The organism is Methylibium sp. (assembly GCF_013817365.1).
In the GTDB taxonomy this organism is placed as follows: Bacteria; Pseudomonadota; Gammaproteobacteria; order Burkholderiales; family Burkholderiaceae_C; genus Methylibium.
Genome location: NZ_JACDCU010000007.1, coordinates 17229 through 32777, shown reverse-complemented (window position 1 = coordinate 32777; position 15549 = coordinate 17229). Strand labels below are relative to the sequence as shown.

Annotated in this window: 21 protein-coding genes; 6 read left to right on the top strand and 15 right to left on the bottom strand. The window is 64.9% G+C overall.

Annotated elements, in window-relative coordinates; all coding sequences use genetic code 11:
- The 5 genes from H0W38_RS01255 to H0W38_RS01235 form a co-directional block, all read left to right on the top strand.
- Positions 1–193: hypothetical protein (locus H0W38_RS01255; RefSeq protein ID WP_292450702.1), on the top strand; the 193-nt coding region annotated here is incomplete at its 5' end.
- A 2-nt stretch (positions 194–195) separates the two neighbouring features.
- A complete protein-coding gene (locus H0W38_RS01250; RefSeq protein WP_292450701.1) occupies positions 196–492 on the top strand; it encodes a hypothetical protein in 297 nt (98 codons plus the stop codon).
- Positions 489–779, top strand: coding sequence for a hypothetical protein (locus H0W38_RS01245; RefSeq protein ID WP_292450700.1), 291 nt, complete (start codon positions 489–491; stop codon positions 777–779). The genes H0W38_RS01250 and H0W38_RS01245 overlap by 4 nt, the downstream gene beginning before the upstream one ends.
- A gap of 12 nt (positions 780–791) precedes the next feature.
- Positions 792–995 carry a DUF4224 domain-containing protein gene (locus H0W38_RS01240; protein WP_292450699.1) on the top strand — a complete coding sequence of 68 codons (204 nt, stop codon included), beginning with the start codon at positions 792–794 and terminating at the stop codon, positions 993–995.
- Positions 992–2029, top strand: coding sequence for a tyrosine-type recombinase/integrase (locus tag H0W38_RS01235; RefSeq protein ID WP_292450698.1), 1038 nt, complete (start codon positions 992–994; stop codon positions 2027–2029). The genes H0W38_RS01240 and H0W38_RS01235 overlap by 4 nt, the downstream gene beginning before the upstream one ends.
- Positions 2030–2338: 309 nt before the next feature.
- Here the strand turns inward: H0W38_RS01235 and H0W38_RS01230 are convergent, their stop codons facing one another.
- The 10 genes from H0W38_RS01230 to H0W38_RS01185 form a co-directional block, all read right to left on the bottom strand.
- Positions 2339–3523 (bottom strand): LysR family transcriptional regulator, encoded by a 1185-nt coding sequence (locus H0W38_RS01230; RefSeq protein ID WP_292450697.1) that lies wholly within the window; start codon positions 3521–3523, stop codon positions 2339–2341.
- Positions 3523–3786 carry a hypothetical protein gene (locus H0W38_RS01225; protein WP_292450696.1) on the bottom strand — a complete coding sequence of 88 codons (264 nt, stop codon included), beginning with the start codon at positions 3784–3786 and terminating at the stop codon, positions 3523–3525. The genes H0W38_RS01230 and H0W38_RS01225 overlap by 1 nt, the downstream gene beginning before the upstream one ends.
- A gap of 164 nt (positions 3787–3950) precedes the next feature.
- A complete protein-coding gene (locus H0W38_RS01220) occupies positions 3951–4352 on the bottom strand; it encodes a hypothetical protein (protein WP_292450695.1) in 402 nt (133 codons plus the stop codon).
- The gene (locus H0W38_RS01215) at positions 4349–4837 is read right to left on the bottom strand and encodes a glycosyl hydrolase 108 family protein (protein WP_292450694.1); all 489 of its coding nucleotides are present in this window, start codon (positions 4835–4837) and stop codon (positions 4349–4351) included. The genes H0W38_RS01220 and H0W38_RS01215 overlap by 4 nt, the downstream gene beginning before the upstream one ends.
- Before the next feature lie 94 nt (positions 4838–4931).
- Positions 4932–5072 carry a hypothetical protein gene (locus tag H0W38_RS01210; protein WP_292450693.1) on the bottom strand — a complete coding sequence of 47 codons (141 nt, stop codon included), beginning with the start codon at positions 5070–5072 and terminating at the stop codon, positions 4932–4934.
- Positions 5072–5269 carry a hypothetical protein gene (locus H0W38_RS01205; protein ID WP_292450692.1) on the bottom strand — a complete coding sequence of 66 codons (198 nt, stop codon included), beginning with the start codon at positions 5267–5269 and terminating at the stop codon, positions 5072–5074. Before H0W38_RS01205 ends, H0W38_RS01210 begins: the two co-directional genes overlap by 1 nt.
- A complete protein-coding gene (locus H0W38_RS01200; protein ID WP_292450691.1) occupies positions 5266–5583 on the bottom strand; it encodes a hypothetical protein in 318 nt (105 codons plus the stop codon). The genes H0W38_RS01205 and H0W38_RS01200 overlap by 4 nt, the downstream gene beginning before the upstream one ends.
- Entirely contained in the window at positions 5580–7859 is a 2280-nt protein-coding gene (locus H0W38_RS01195; RefSeq protein WP_292450690.1) for a hypothetical protein, read from the bottom strand. Before H0W38_RS01195 ends, H0W38_RS01200 begins: the two co-directional genes overlap by 4 nt.
- Before the next feature lie 109 nt (positions 7860–7968).
- Positions 7969–9876 (bottom strand): hypothetical protein, encoded by a 1908-nt coding sequence (locus tag H0W38_RS01190; RefSeq protein ID WP_292450689.1) that lies wholly within the window; start codon positions 9874–9876, stop codon positions 7969–7971.
- A gap of 257 nt (positions 9877–10133) precedes the next feature.
- Positions 10134–11360: a hypothetical protein gene (locus H0W38_RS01185; protein ID WP_292450688.1), complete on the bottom strand. Its 1227-nt coding sequence runs from the start codon at positions 11358–11360 to the stop codon at positions 10134–10136.
- Between H0W38_RS01185 and H0W38_RS01180 the strand changes: the two genes are divergently transcribed.
- On the top strand, positions 11322–11489 hold the full coding sequence (locus tag H0W38_RS01180) for a hypothetical protein (protein WP_292450687.1): 168 nt from the start codon (positions 11322–11324) through the stop codon (positions 11487–11489). The genes H0W38_RS01185 and H0W38_RS01180 overlap by 39 nt on opposite strands.
- A gap of 65 nt (positions 11490–11554) precedes the next feature.
- On the opposite strand, the gene H0W38_RS01175 is transcribed toward H0W38_RS01180, so the two are convergent.
- From H0W38_RS01175 to H0W38_RS01155, 5 genes are all read right to left on the bottom strand, one after another.
- Entirely contained in the window at positions 11555–12193 is a 639-nt protein-coding gene (locus tag H0W38_RS01175; protein WP_292450686.1) for a hypothetical protein, read from the bottom strand.
- 29 nt (positions 12194–12222) lie between these two features.
- Entirely contained in the window at positions 12223–12660 is a 438-nt protein-coding gene (locus H0W38_RS01170) for a hypothetical protein (protein WP_292450685.1), read from the bottom strand.
- Positions 12657–13469 carry a hypothetical protein gene (locus H0W38_RS01165; RefSeq protein ID WP_292450684.1) on the bottom strand — a complete coding sequence of 271 codons (813 nt, stop codon included), beginning with the start codon at positions 13467–13469 and terminating at the stop codon, positions 12657–12659. Before H0W38_RS01165 ends, H0W38_RS01170 begins: the two co-directional genes overlap by 4 nt.
- 6 nt (positions 13470–13475) lie before the next feature.
- The gene (locus H0W38_RS01160; RefSeq protein WP_292450683.1) at positions 13476–14780 is read right to left on the bottom strand and encodes a hypothetical protein; all 1305 of its coding nucleotides are present in this window, start codon (positions 14778–14780) and stop codon (positions 13476–13478) included.
- 81 nt (positions 14781–14861) lie between these two features.
- Positions 14862–15488 (bottom strand): HNH endonuclease, encoded by a 627-nt coding sequence (locus H0W38_RS01155; protein ID WP_292450682.1) that lies wholly within the window; start codon positions 15486–15488, stop codon positions 14862–14864.
- Positions 15489–15549 lie beyond the last annotated feature (61 nt).

The following is a 15549-nucleotide window of genomic DNA, read 5'->3' as shown; positions in this document are numbered from 1 at the left end:
TATCGACAGACTGGAGCGGGAGATCGAGCGGCTGCGAGCAATCTCACAGGCCGCCGAGAAGGTGATCCGCTGCAAGGGGCGCTACCACACCGAGCAGAACACGATTGCGTTGGCGGCGCTGTTCGGGGTGACGTTGCCGCCCGTCCATGCCGCTACTGACGCCGATATCGACCATACGCGCACAGGAGATTGAAGATGAAAGACGAGATAGAGCAGCTTCGTGAGCAGTTGATGTGCGTAGAGGATGCGCTGGACTACCTGCAGGGGCTCACGCCGGCGCAGGCCGTAGCGCTGCGCAAGGACGCCGAGCGATTGTCCTGGCTGGAGCGCCACCTGTTCTGCAAAAGCTGGAACGGAGTCATTGACGGCGGATCGCGCACCGACTGGCGCGTTGTTGGCGACTTCCGGCACACCACGCAAAAGATGGTGGGGCACACCTTCAGGGAAGCAATAGACGCTGCGATGCAGAAGACAGCGAAGGAACACCCATGACCCCCGACACCGATAGAGACAGCGTGCCCGTGGTTGCGTGGATGACTCACCACGACGAGCCCATGATGTTTCCGACCCAGGCTGAATGCGCCAAGTATTGCGACGACGATGAAGAACCAATTGGGCTGGTGCACCAGTCGGACCACCTAGCCGCCCTCGCCTCTCTGACGCAGCGGTGCGAGGCAGCGGAGAGGCTGCTCGATGAAGCGCAGACACACGCCTACGCCGAAGGCCGCAGAGACGAGCGGGAAGAGTTGAACGCCACCTCTCCACTCCCTGATGCCTGACGAGAGCGAGTGATGCCTCCGTACCTGTCCGACTCGGAAGTCGATGGCATTTGCCGGCCGCTGACGCAGCACTTCGCGCAGATTCGATTCCTGCGCCGGATCGGACTGCGGGTCGAGCGTCGGCCCGACGGCTCACCGCTGGTGTGGCGCAACGATTGGGAGCGGCAGCACAATGGCAAGCCGGCCGGCGGGCCGAAGTGGAGCAAGGTAGCATGAACAAACCCCGCGACCGTGCGACAGCCGCCGGCCTGCTCCCGCGCATGGAAGCCCGCCCCTGGAGCGACGGCAAGACCGTGAGCTACCGCTATCACCCGGTCGGCGGCAAACCTCTCGCGCTCGGCACCGACCGTGCGGATGCGATCCGCAAGGTGCTGGAGTTGAACGGCAAGACGGAAGATGTCGGCACCGTCAGTCGCCTGTGGGCGCACTACAAGGCGTCGCCGGCATGGGCCAGCCTGCGCGAGCGCACCCAGGCCGATTACGAGTCCTACAGCGAGAGCCTCTTGCCCGTGTTCGGCGATGTCCACGCATCCGTCATCACCGCCCCCGATGTTGCGCGCTACCTGCGCATCGAGCGTGCGCAAGCGCCGGTTCGAGCCAATCGGGAGGTCGCATTGCTCGGCAACCTGATCGGGCTGGCGATCGAACGCGGCGAAGCGACTCACAACCCATGCCGAGGCGGACAAGTCGCCCGCAACCGCGAGCGACCGCGGACCGTCGCGCCCGAGCGCGAGCAGATCGACGCGCTGGTTAATCATGCAAACAGCAAGGGCGGCCAGTGGCGCATCATCGTGATGGCCGCTGAGTTCGCGGCACTCGCCGGAAGCCGGCAGGCCGAGTTACTCCCGTTGCATTGGCCTCAGTTCGGTATGGACGAGGTGCGCATCCGCAGAGCCAAGCAGCGACTCGGCGTCGAGAAGGTCGAGCGCGTGGCGGCAAGCGCGGCGCTGTTGGAACTGCGCGGCCGGCTGCAGGCGTTCTCCGCCGATGGCAAGCTCGGTGCGGTGTTCCCGAACCGGCGCGGCAACCCGTACACCTCATCCGGGTTCGCTGCCATGTGGGGCAAGCTGATGCGCGAGGCGGTCGCGGCGATGATCGTCACGCGCCGCTTCACGTTCCACGACCTACGCGCCTACTACGCGACGGAGCACAAGGCGCGCACCGGCTCGCTGCCGGATTTGCACGTCAACCCCGGCACAACGGCAAAAGTCTATGAGCGCAGCGGAGTTGCACGGCGCAATGCGCTGTAGCGCGTGGATATTCCCACGGTGGGAATTTGGTGGGAATCAAACACTGTGAATGCATCCAGTGATGCGCTTCTAAGTGCTTGATTTATATGGTGGGCCCTGAGTGACTCGAACACTCGACCTACGGATTAAGAGTCCACCGGCTCTATCTAGGATTGGCGCGGCCTGCAACCCGATCCATGGGAACGATTGCCTATTTTTTGAGCACGCATTGGCGCGGGTTGCGAGAGGTATATTCCCACGGCGCTTGACGACAACCCGTGACGGATCGTCACGGCTCGGGCATCAGCGCTTGCCAGCCTCGGAGCACCCCTAAGCCGGCTCCAGCATCCCAATGTCCACGCGGTGCCGCTCGATCTCGCCGTGCTCGCGGTGATGCACGATGGCAACCATGTCGCGCCCTGCCCGGTAGCCGTGTCCCGCCGCATAGGCGTCCTTGGCCGCCAGGGTGCGGAAGGACTCGCACACCACGCCGGGGTACTCGCGCACGCTCTGGTGGTGGACGTGGCCGGTGTACCAGTAGCGCCTGGAGGTCTGCCCCCAGTCCTGGGCCCGGTCGGCGGCCATCACGCCGAGCAGCGCGTCATGCTTGACCGTGTCGCCGTGGGTCGATCCGATCAGCACCTGGCCGAAGCGGAAGAACCAGAACTTCGACGGGCTCAAGTCCACCTCGACTCGGGGTTCGTTGGCGAAGTAGGCCGAGATCGTGAAGGCCAGCGCCCAGATGCTGTGCGGGTCGTGGTTGCCGGCGACGAAGCGCACGATCACGCGCTCGTGCTTTTGCAGCGCGCGCAGGATGACGTGGCGGAACGCCTCGATGCCGACCCCGAGAACCTTGACGTAGCGCGAGTCCACGTCGAGCTGATGGCGGTGGGCCGGCGTCTGGTTGGTCTGGTCGTCTGCGTGGAATACGTCGCCTAAAGGCAAGATAATGCATGTCTTAGACGGCGGTGCGGCCTGCATCAGTCGGTCGATGGCCCCCGTTGTCAGCTTGCGGGCGATGTCGAGATCGAATGCATCGCCCGTCTCCTTGGCCCAGGCGTACATACCGATGTGGCAGTCGCCTATCGGGATCACGCACAGCAGATCGTCATGCACCCGCTCGGGCGCTGGCGTTAGCGGCGCGAGTGCGCGGACATCCTCCGACAGCGCGGCGATGGCGGCGCGAACCACCTCGCCGGCCTTCTCGTCGTCCAGACGCGTCTTGACCCACTGCAGCTTCGCCTTGCCGGCCTCGTCGTACAGCGTGGACGTGCCGCGAACCACGAACGCCTCCGGGACCGTCTTGGTCATGTCGTGCTCGGGCGACCAGCCCTTGAGGGACGCCCGGCCCTTCGCTGCACGTATGGCGCCGTTGACCGTTGTGTAGTTCAGCCCGAGCGCGCGGGCAGCGGCGCGCAGCGAGCCGTGTTCGTTGACGGCGTCGATGTAGCGGCACTGCGTCTCGCTGGCCCAGGTTTTCAGTCGCTCATCGAGTTGGCCCGTTGGCGCGACCATTACCGGCCGCCCTTTTTGCCGATCTTGGGCACCAGTTCGACCATCTCGCGGATCATCGCGCGGGGTATCTGGTCGGGCGGCGAAGTCTGCTCCGGGTGCCAGGCCGCCACAAGGTGAATGCCCTCGGGCGCATCGAGCGTCAGGAAGCCGATCTGCACGAACACATGCGGCTCATAGACCCTGGGCTTGTTCTCGCACCACGTTCCCCCCTCGATCACTTTCGCGTCTTCCCAGCGGACCATGATGAGCTTGGGTGGGGTCATAGTGGCCTTATCGTTTGAGAGAGTCAGCAGAGGACGGCCACGCTTGCAGCAGCCCTCTAACCTGGGCGCGACACTGCGCGGCTTGTAGTTCTCGGGCGGCCACGATGCCGAGCAGCCGCTCCAGCGACACGTCACCCGGCGGGTAGGCAGGGCCTGCCCACGGATCAGCGGCGAGATTCGCCGGCGGCGGTTGGCTCACGTTGATCGGTGCCGGCGTCGTGGAGCAGCCGGACAACATCAGCAGGCACAACCACGTCGGCCAGGACGGCCGGACACGAGACGGGCCGCTGGAGCGCTTGTCGTAGGTCATTGGCTTGCCTCGCCTGTTTGCGTTGTTGATCGGCCCTCTGGCGCTCGAATTCGGCCGACGCGGCCCGGCTGATGCGCGCGTCCTCGCGCAGCTTGTCGGCGCTGGCCTGCTCGCGTTTGAGTTCGGCCGCGTCCCACTGACCCTGCACCCGTGCCGCGCCCTGCCGCCAGCCGATGCCGCCCGCCGTGGCCAGGGCGATCGAGAGCAGGAGCGCCCACGCCCAGACGGGCAGCAGCGTGAGCAGGGCGCGGATCACGCCCGCGCCAGCCGCAGCAACTCGTCGGCGATCCGTCTCGACCAGCCTTTGCCGAAAGCATTCCACGTCGGCAGGCTCGTCATCAGGTCGAGCCGGTGGCCGTTGAACTCGACGGCTGTTCTCAGCCCATCGGCGCGACGGGCTGCTGCCATCGTCATTGACCCGATCACGCCGTCATCACCGACATCAACAGCCCGTTGCAGCCACCGGATTGCCTGACGCACGCCGCTGTTGACGGCCGCATCGAACACGGTGTAGCGCAGCGCCTCGGGCAGTTCGTCGGCCCGGATGGCGTCCCAATAGGACGCGCGGTAGATGGCCTTGGCGGTCTCGCGCGGCAGCCGGCTCATGTCGCCGGTGTAGCCGTGGGAGCGGGCGACGCGCGCCGTCACGCCCCACATGGTCTCGCGTCCGGGATCGTCGGCGTGGAACGAGTAGCCGCCCTCATGGCCCAGCAACCGATCAAAAGCAGCGTCGAATTCCATTATTTCCTCGGCCCGAACACGACCGCCGCGACGCCCATGAAGCACAGCACCGCGCCGAGCAGCATCCCGGCGAGGAAGGACAGGACGACGGAGATCACGGGCTACCCTTCGGTGGCTCGTCCTTGATAGCCGCTTGCAGCGCGCGGGCGGTTTGCTCGCTGACGAGAGATTTATCGATCAGCAAGCGCGCAATCGGCACGCTCGTCGCAGGCGGCAATGGCGCGTGGAGTTCCATCACACCTGGTCAGGCGGGTACGCCGCCTCGACCTTCTTCTGGTACGTGTTGCCGGCGATGTAGACCGCGACGGTGGCGATCGTCAGGTCGCGGTAAGTCGTCGGATCGATCTTGCCGAACCACAGTAATACGGTGTTCACGAGCGCGCAGCCCATCGACATCAGGAAGCGCCGGCCACCGTATTTGGTGAAATTCACTTCGCCGCGCCTTTGATGGTTGCGAGCGATTGATTGATCTCGTTGACCGTGCGCTGTACTTCTTTGAGGTCGCCCTTGATCTCGCCGAGCGACTCCTTGACGCGCAGCGACTCGGCCAATGCGCTGCTCTCCACCTGTTCGATTCGCACCTGTTGCGTGGCCTGCCCCTCCTTGAGCGCGCTGTAGGCCCCGAAGATGCCGATGACGAGCAGCGCCATCTGCAGAATGGTTCCGCTGTTGACGGTCGGGTCGAAGCGGAAAAGCTGGCGGCGCGTCCGCTCGCCGTTTTGTTCGGCGTCGGTGTCGTTGTTCATACCCCCTGCACGAACCACTCGATAGCGTTGACCGTTATGCTGTCTGCGGCGTTCTCCACGTAGGCCTGCAGGGCAATGGTCTGGTCAACCGACATACCCACCGCGCCAGCGCCTTGGCTGAGGGACGGAACGACTCCCGCCGCGGTGCCGATCGCGCTGTAGTGCTGGACGCTGCTGCTAATGAAGGACCACTCCAGCTCGGCACGGAAGTTGCCCACCGTGGAGCCAGCGAACGACAGCAGCGCAATCGCCGCTGAACCGAGCCGCAGGGCCACGCGCTTGTAGGTGCCTGTGGTGCCGGCGAGCGTCCCGTGGACGATGCAGCGGATTTTCCGGGAAGGGTTGGCGGAGTACGCGACACCGCCGAACTGGCCCGCCTTGAGAAGGAAACTTTCGACCGTGTTCACCGAAGAGATCGACGTGTACACGGCGGCGGGGTACGTGGTGCTGAAGCAGTGGATGTCCACGGCGTTCCCGAGCGCCTGTCCGTCGATCACGCCGCTGGCGACGAGGCTCCCCTGCCCAACCACGATGTTTCGGCCGTTGGCGTCGGCACCCGTCCCGAATACCGTGTTCGGGGTGGTGTCGGCGTAGCTGCCGCTGGTGATGTAAATGGCCGTTCCGCAGCGCTTGAAACTTGATCCATCGAGGTTCAGCCGCGCCCCGGTCGGGAAGCGAATACCGACGCCGCAATCCTCGAAGGTCACGAAGTCGCAATGCCCGGTGCCCCCCTCCTGAAGTCGAATCCCGAGCGAGCAATTGCGGATGATCGGGCCGCCTGCCAGCGTGCCGGCATCCTGCGCGCCGATCTCGCACTTCGGGTGGAATAAACCGCGGATCGCCGCGCCGCCTGAGGTCACGCTGTTCAGGTAGCCGCAGTCATCGAAGATGCCGCCCTTGACATTCACCACTGCCGGCGCGCCGCCGTTCGAGAACCCGTAATAGCAGTCCGTGAAGTGGACGTTTTCGGTGTAGATCAAGGACCGCGATCCCGACACGCCTGCCGCAGCGGATGTGCCGTTGTAATCCTCGAATTTGATATCTCGAAGCACTAGGTTGGTGTCGAACACCACCAGTCCCGTGGACGCCTGCGTGGCGCCTTCCTTGACCAAGGCAGTCGGCACATTGGGATGGCCGCCCACGGCCGGCCCCTCGATCTCGATGGGCTTCAGGCTGCGCAGCCCGGCGTCCGGCGTGCGTGCGCGGGCATAGGTGCCGGCGGCCATCTTGATCTTCCAGCCGCCGCCCATGAGCTGCCAGTTCGACAGCGCATCGATGGCGGCCTGCAGCGTGCGCCGTGGCTGCGCTGCGGACAAGCCGTCAGAGAAAACACTTCCCGATGTGGAGGTGTATATCGTGTTCGTCTGGCTGCCGGTGGGTGAGATGTAGAACGTGTCCGTCCCACGAATCACGGCGCCGTAGCCGTAGTGACGCACCGAGTGAAAGTCTGCAATCGACGCCGAAGTGAGCGCCGAGCCCCCAGACCAGATGACGCCGACGTTTCTTGAAAGCGCCTCCGCCACTGCCGCAGCGACAGCGGCGGTGTCATCCGTCACACCGTTGCACAGCGCCCCGAAATCCTTCACGCTGACGCCAGCAACGGAAACGGCACTGGCTGCACCCAGATCGGTTCTGGTCGATGCGGCGCTGTTGTTCGCCAGCAGATCGAGCATGTAGGCCGACAGGTTCACCGGGGTAAGCCCAGCGATCGAGTTCGCCGCGTTCTGCGCGGCGAGTTCGCTGTCTGCCGCTCCGTTCGCGCTCAGCATGGCAGCGTCTGCGGCCGAATCCGCATTGATCGCAGAGGTGGCGGAAGCGGCGGCGGCGGCAGAGGCGGTCGCGGCACTGGCGGCTGACTGCTGGGCACTGGATGCCGACGAGCCGTCCCCCGAGATTGTGAGCCAGAAGCCGACGTTGAACGACGGCCCGGAGTTGTGCGCCGTCTGGCACATGTAGGCCACGGCCTGAAACTGCACCAGGTCGCTCAGGGCGTAGTTGGTGTTGGCCAGCCAGGCTCCTTTGGGGACCTTCCCGCCCGCCGCCATCATGGCCCGGGTCTGTTCGGACAGGGCGTAGGGCTCGACCAGGAGATCGCGTAGCTTGTCGTCGTCGCGCTGGAGCTTCTTGACGTTCGCGTTCAGCTCGTTGTGGCTGGTGGCGATGTTGGCGAGTTCGACATCGACGGACGCCGTCTTGACGGTCGCCCTGCCGCTAGCTTGATTGCTCTCGTCCTGGGCAAAACTGGTAGTCGGCGTGTACGTTGGCGCAAACGACATTGGGCGGCACCTTTATGCAGTGCTGCGAGTAAACTAGGTCGATGCGCAATCCATGCGATGTGACGTGAACGAAACCCTATGGGGCATGGACCCCATTTTCCTGGGCTGGTTAGGGGCGGCGATCATCCTGGCCTGGTGGGACTCCCGGAAGGGCAAATAGCCCACCGGCAGCGACCGCAGCAGGCAACCGCGGCGTTCTCTGCCGCAAGTTGGGCTGCATGAGAGCAGGCTGCACGTTCGTCGCATTGCCCTGCTGGATGCCGCGAACGAACCCTCGCACCGTGTCCTGCCCGATCGGCAGGCGGCCCGCGATGGTGTCGAGCAAGTCCAGCCCTCGCCCGAGCACCAGTGCCCCACTGTTGGAGTTGTTCACCGCGCTGCCCTTGGGCTGCACGGTCATGTAGCTCGCTACGCGACCAATGGCGCGGAGTTGGTCGATTTCCTCAGGGTCAAAAAACGCGCGCAGCTTCTGCTCGCCGATGGCGTCGAACGCCTTCTTGAAGTTGGATGCGCTGAAGTTGCCCACTTCGTCGTCGGCACCGCCGAGGGCTTTGCGCTTGAGATGGTCGGCAAGATTGCCCCTCACCGACTGCATGGCCTGTGGGTCGTTCACTAGTTCGCGGCGCAGCGCCTGGATGTCTCGGATGCTGGCGGTTGGGCTGACGATGAACTGCTGCACGAATCGGTCGGGCTCGACGCCATCGTAGACCGCCTGAAGAGCCGGCGTTGATTCGATCCGCTGCATCATGGTGCGATTCGCGGCGCGGGCCTGATTGAACGCTGCCAAGGAGTCCTCGCCGAGTTGCGGCCCGGCCAGCGCGGGCAGGTTGCCGGGGTTCACCGCTCGTGCACCGGCCGCAGGCGCCTGCTCGCCAAGGACCATCACTTGGGTGTTGTCCAGCGCCTCGCGCACCTTGCCCAGCGCCATGCGCACAGAGCCGTCGCTGCTCGCTCTTTGCAGGTTGCCGATCTGCGTTTTAAGCTGCTCCGCGTAATCGACCGTGAACGGCACCTCGCCCGACGCAATCCGGTTCATGTGCTGCGCCACACCGGGCGGCAGAGCGCCGCCGAGCAATGCGTCGTCGAGCGCCTTGTTGGCCTGCTGCGTGAAAGCGCCGCCGTCGAGCGGGAAGCTGCGGCCGCTGCTATCGCGGGCGGCCGAATAGAGTTGATTGACGTTGCCCCGCTCGGCATCCAGGCCACGCTGCAATGCGCCGATCACCCGGCCGCCGGTCGTGACCGCATCGTCGGCCCCGGAGGCGCCTGCGTTGTTCAGCCCCTGGATCAATGCGCGGTTGTTCGCGTTCTCGATGCCCGACAGTTGCTGCATGCCGATATCGACGCTGTTCGCCCCCGTCTTGGCGAGATTGCGTTCGCGCGTGATCTGCCCCGGGTCGAGGGTCACCATGCCGCGGGTCGGGGTCGCCCCTTGCACGCGACGGAAGTCGATCAGGCGGGACAACGCGGCCCCGTCGAGTTCGCCGTCCGGGCGCAGAGCCTGCTGCACTTCGGAGCGAATGCCTTGCCGGACACCCTCGGGGACGCTCGACCAGTCAACGCCCTGCCTGGAGAGCGTCAGTTCGATCTGTTGGTCAACCTGCTGCATCGCCGGCGCCGGCCGGAAGAACTGCGAAACCTTGTTCGACGCCCCTTGCACAGCGCCCATGCCTGCCGGCGCCGCAAGCCCGCCCATGAGTGCTGCGGCAGCCTGCGAGCCAGCGCCGCCACCAGCCTCGCGCACGGAGCCTCCTGCAGCCCCAGCGGTGGCGGCAGAGGCCACTTGCTGGCCCTGGTTGGCGGCAAACATCTGCGCGACTTTGCTGGTGACGCCGGTTGTCGCATCGGCCACCACCCCCGCGCCACGCGCCAGCCCGGCTCCGCCGAAGCCCAAGCGGGTTGCGTCCCCGACTACTCGCTCGTTGGCGCCACTCGGGCTCGGCAGCCCCAGCGAATCGGCCAGGGAGGATGCGCCAGTTGCCAAGGGCTGCGCCTCTGACATGCCGGCGAGGCGCGCCACCGGGTTCACCAAGAACTGCCGGATCGGCTCGGTGACGATCTGCGCGGCCTGCGCAGGGCCTTCGATTGCGTAGCGAGCGGCAAGGCCGAGTTGGCGGGGAATGCCCCGCAAGGCGCTGCCGGCCTGCACCGCGGCAGGCTGCTCGGGGGGCGCCGCGCGCAGGCGCCGCACCTCGGCAGCAAGCGTGCGCGCATCGTCGGCGTTGCCTGCTGCGTCGGCCTTGACGAGCGCGCCCTCGATCTCTTCGAGCGTCGCCATTACTTGTACTTTTCGAGCAGCGCGTCCACGCTCGGCGACGCCGCCTCACGGCTTACCGTGCCGCTCTTGCGCTGCGGCGTATCCGGCAGCGGCTTCTGACGTTCCGAGCGGGCGCTGCGCACGATGTCGAGAAACTGCGGCATCGACTGTTCGCCGAACTCGGCCTTCTGGCCTTCGATTGCGGTGCGGCGGTTGATCTCCTTTTGGCGCAAGACGGTCGGGCTGTCTCCGGGCTGGGCGAAATACTGTTTGCGAGCGTTGTTGAACTCGCTGTCCGCAATAACCGCGCCCGACTCACGGCGCAGGATGGCGTTGATGAAGTCGCGTTGTGCCTGCTCGACTTGCTGCTCGCCGTCCGTGCCTAACATGTTGGCGCCCATGCCCAAGGCGGTCCCGATCAAAGGGACCGACTCAGCAGCCTGCTTCGTCATGTTGGGCAACCGTTGGCCAGTGGCCTCAAGTTCTTTCAGCACCTCGTCCGCAACCGTCATGCGCGAGCCGAACATCAGCGCTTTGGCCTGGCCCTCGGTCGGCGGCTTGGCAAGCTTTGCGCCCTTCGTCGCAGGATCGGCCGGGCCGCCTTTGATCGGCTCTAGCGCGTCTCCGGACCAGCGATAGCCGACAGGAGCCTTCTGGCCCCGACCGTTCGCGCCGTCCGTCATCTCGAATCGCGTCTTGGCCGCGCTGGCACGAGAGTTGTCGGCCGATGCACGCGATGCCACTGCAGAGGCGTCGCTTTGTCGAGCGTTGGCTTGCTGTGCGCCTGTCGTGGCCGTGCGGTAGTTGCCGAACGCCACCGCAGGACCACCGCTGGCATCGACTTCGCCTGTCAGGTTGTTGCCGACACCGTACTCGTTGAAGTTGTACGGCGCGCTGCCCTTTATGGCATAGGCGCGCGTGGCGCCCACCGTGGGGTCGATATTGCCGCTGGCAATCAACCCCGTGAGGCCGGCTTCGGCCTGTGCGCCCATGCCGTCGAAGTAGTCCTTGACCGACTTCGCCGAGCCCGACTGCACCGCCTGATCCGCCGAGAAGAACTGTCCGAACTTGTCGAGCGCAGGTTTCTCCGCCCACTCGGGCGCGGGCATCACGGGGCCTTGCCGGCCGCCCATGTCGTATCGATCGATGCGCCCGCCGCGCAGGTACTGGTCGAGTTGCGGCGCGGCCTCTTCCGGGATGCCGAGGCTTTGCCTGACGCGCTGCATGCCCGCCTGCGGCGTCTTCATTGCCGCTTCTGCCGCATCGGCCTGCATCTTCTGCTGCGTAGCCTGCGCCAGCACGCGGCGCTGGCCGATCTGGTCTTCCAGCGCGATGCGCTGCAGCCCGGCCATCTCACCGGCTTGCTGGGCCTGTGAGTCGCCGCCGAAGAAGCCGCCCACGGCGGTCCCGAAGCTGCGGCCGAGTTGTCCGTAGCCTGCCATCACTCGCCCCAGTCCGTGCCGTTGGTGGCGCCGGGCGTCCTCGTGGAGTCGTACTTCCGCTTGGCGCCGCCGACCACCCCCGCCGACCCGGACAGCAGCCCGCCCAGCAAGGAAAGCTCGCCGCCCTTGGAGCCGGCAGAGCCGAACTTCACGTTCGTCAGGTTGTTGTTCAGTCGCTGATCCACACCGAAACCCATCATGTCGCTGGAGTAGTCACCGCCGGCCATCGCGTCCTGGTTCGCCAGCCCGCCGACTGCCCCCTGACGGGACAGAAGCCGAGACAGGTCGCGCGTGCGCTGCTGGGTGTCGGCCGTGGCCTTCGCCTTGCCGCGCACGTACTCGTCAGACAACGCGCCGGCGGTGGAGTCGTTGATCTCGCCTTGACCGAGCGACGATTGCTTGGCCAGGAGTTCGCCGAAGGACTTCTCCTGGTTCGCTGCCTGCGTTTCATAGTTGGCGGCGCGGTTCGTGGGGTCGAAGTTGTCCTGCACGAAATCGTTGGTGCGCAGGTTGGCCTTCTTCTGAATCTGCCCCTCGGCTTCGAGTCCTTGGTTGATCGCGCGCTTGCGTGCCGATTCCTGCTTCTCGGCGGCCATGTAGGTCGTTCCTGCTCCTGCCGCAGCGAGCAAGGCAGGCACCCACGCCGCTTCTGTTCCAGTACACATCGTCAAGCCCCCGGCATCCAGAACATTACAAACTCATCGCCCGGCCCGCAGGGCTTTTGCTCCACATGGAAGCCCAGCCACGCCAGCCAGCGCAGGACCGTCGCATTGTCCCGATGCGTGATGTTCACCAATCGGTCGCAGCCGAACCGCAGGCGGCCGATTTCCGGCTTGCAGGCGAGCACGAACCCGCGCCGCACACTGTCCAGCCCCGATGTCGCCAGCAGCCACACGAACGCGCCTCCGGTGTCACGCATGACGCGCCCGAACACCGCTACGGGCTTGCCGTCGTGCTCGATCGTTCGCGCGACATCGGACGCATCGAAACTCACCACGACATCACTGGCATCGCGGCCCAGCAAGGCAAGCTCGATGCGGTCGGGCTCGCGCAGATTGGCGCCGACGTAAACCGCATCCTCGCGTGTGGCGTCCCGGATGTTCACGGCCTTTTGTCTCCGTTGAATCCGCCCTGCGATGCCGACGTGGAGGCGCCGAACCCGCGGCCGCGCTGCACCCCTCTTTGCAGGCCGTCCTGGTACTGACGCTGCGCACCGAGGATCGAGATGTCGTCGAAGAAACCGCCGATGTTGGTGGCCATTGCGGTGTCGCGGGCCTCGTTGGCGTTGTTGGTCATGCCTGCATAGGCGGCAGACAGGGCATCGCTTTGCGCCATGCCGTTGCGAATGTTGTTGATGAGGCCCACGCGGGTCTTCTCGTCGGATGTGCGCGCGGTGTTGCTCACAGCGGTGGAGGCGTTCCGCGCCTCAAGGCTGCCCTTCTGGAACTGCTCGAGCACTTCGGAGCCCTGGTCGATGTCGGCGCTGCCGCCCATCAAACCCTGGCGCGCGAGTTGGAACCTAACCCCACGCTCCGCCTTTGTGCGGTCATCGCCAAGCTGGTCGAGTAGGCGGGCCTCCGAGTCGTTGGTGATCGTGCCGTACAGTTGTTCACGGGCGGCCGCGTTGGCGTCTCTTCCCGTGGTGTCGTAACCGCTGATCACCTTCTTAGTTGAGTCGGGGCCTTGCACCTGCTCCCAGCCACGCATCTGCATTTCGCCGGGGACGTTGACGTTCTTGTAGAGCGCTTGGCCGTCACCCTTGCCGAAGACGTGATTGATGTCCTGAATCGCAAGGTCTTGCTCGCGCTTCATGCCTGCTTGGCGCTTTGCCGCGCCGCCGTCTCCGCCGCCACTGCACACGGTCAGCTCCTTTTCATGATGCCGGCGAACATACGCCGGGCCGGCTTCGCCCATGCGATGTCATACGGACGAACTCAGGTTCTCGAACATGTAGGAGAGGGAGTGCAACTCGAACTCCTGGTCATCGCTGTTCCTGACGACGGTCGAGAGGCTCGTCGTCATCAGCTCCACCGGGTACTGTGTGCCCGGCCGGGTGTCGCCTGTGATCGTGACCGCGGGGAAGGTCTCGATGCTCGGGCTGCGGGGGTCGTATCGGTGCGAGAACTCCGCCGTCCCCGACACCACCGCATCCATGGCGAGAATCTGCTTCAGGACACCGGGCCCCTTGAAGTCCACGAACGAGGTTTCGATCTCGACGGTGAACGGCACGCCGGCATCGGTCCAGGTCGCTCTGTCCATCCGGTACACCTCATCACCCGAGCGGATGTACAGGAAGGTGTCGAGCTCATCGATGTAATCCAGGCTGAACGGGAACTCATAGATCGACCAAGCCGAAATCTTCGCGGTGCGCGAGAAGGTGAACACCGCCGCGGTGTTTCCCGCGTACAGCCAGTACTGCCCTGCCCCGCGGAAATATTGCGCCCGGCAGGTATTGAGGTCGAGGAAGGTGCCATTCAACAACTCGTTGTCGATGGGTGAGCCCACGTCGGCGTCGATCAGGTTCTCGGTGTCGGCCTGCTTCGTGATCGTTCGCACACCAGCAGGCGACAGGTAGAACACATCGCCTGCCATGTTTTGGTGGGTGTAAGGGCGGGTCGTGCCGATGTCCACCGACTGCAAAAACTTGTGGTTGATGGGGTCGGGATCGACCTCCCAGATTTGGGCCGAGTCGGGGAAGAAAGGGACCAGCCTGTTTTGGTAGTTGCCGATGGCCGTGACGTTTCGGCTGCCCGACTGCTGCAGGCCCACCGGCAAAAACCCTGCATCGTTGGCGAGTGTCCAGTCGCGCGGGTTGTTGGTCGCGCAAAACCGCACCACGTCATCCTTGCCCGCCCACATCTTCGAGGCCGCTTTGGCCGCGATGGCGGTCCGGGGACAGTTCGAGTCGGTGATGATGGTGTTGAAGTCGCCATCAAGGTAATGGTGGCGGTAGGTCGTCCCGACCTGTGCGACCACGTACAGGAAGCCGTTGAAGGTGTCGCAGTACGACACCCCGGAAAACGCATCGATTTCCGTGCTCAGCCTGTTGTTGACCAGCAGCGTCGAGTCGTGGCTGAAGGCGGTCGATTCGGTCGCTTGAAACGTGTTCAGCCTGCCCAGCCCCGAGAACAGGCCGAACGTCCCCTTTGAGAGCGTTGCCACCTTCACACAGCCGGGGCGTTTGCGGATGGTCTTGCCGTCCGTGACGTAGGCGTTCTTCAGCACCCGCAGCCGGTTGGCATCTGAGGTGGATGCCCCCTTGCGCAGGTCGAGGCCGAAGCCCCATTGGTTAAAACGTGATCGTGCTCACCCGTGTACCCCCTGCCGCGCGCGTTTGTCTACACGTCGAATGACGCTGTAGCTGACGCCGAGTGCGCTGGCGATCTCGGCTCGCTTGTGGCCTTCGGCCAGCATGCGACGGGCATTGAGTTCGCCCTCGTCAGTAAGGTGAGATTTCCACGAGCGCTTGCCGTAGCAATGGTGGCGCTCCCCTCTGTACTGCCGGCCCTTTGAAACCTTGTCGGCTTGGTTCTCAGCCTGCGTCCCAAGCTTCAAATGGGCCGGGTTGGTGCATGCCGGGTTGTCGCATGCGTGCATCACGCACATGCCGGCCGGGATTTCACCAAGGAACAAGCGATATGCGACACGGTGTGCCAGGTCTTTATCTGACCCAGTGCCGCACCATCCGTAGCCGAAGCCATGTTTGGCGCCGACCCATCCCCAGCACCCGTTTGCCCGCACGACACGTGCGTTGAACAAGTCCAGCAACGGCGTGGGACGCTTGCCATAGGGTCGCGGGACACACTGTCCGTCTACTCGCGCCAACAGGTTCTTTGGTGTCGGCTCGGAAACGCCGTAATGGCTCGCGATGGCAGCCCATGTCATGCCGAAATCGCGCATCTGCCGGACAGCGGGCGCCTGCTCGTCAAACATGCGATGAACTCTCACGGCGCCAGGAGGGGAGTGGTCACCGCAGTAGTGTGGTGACCCCCCC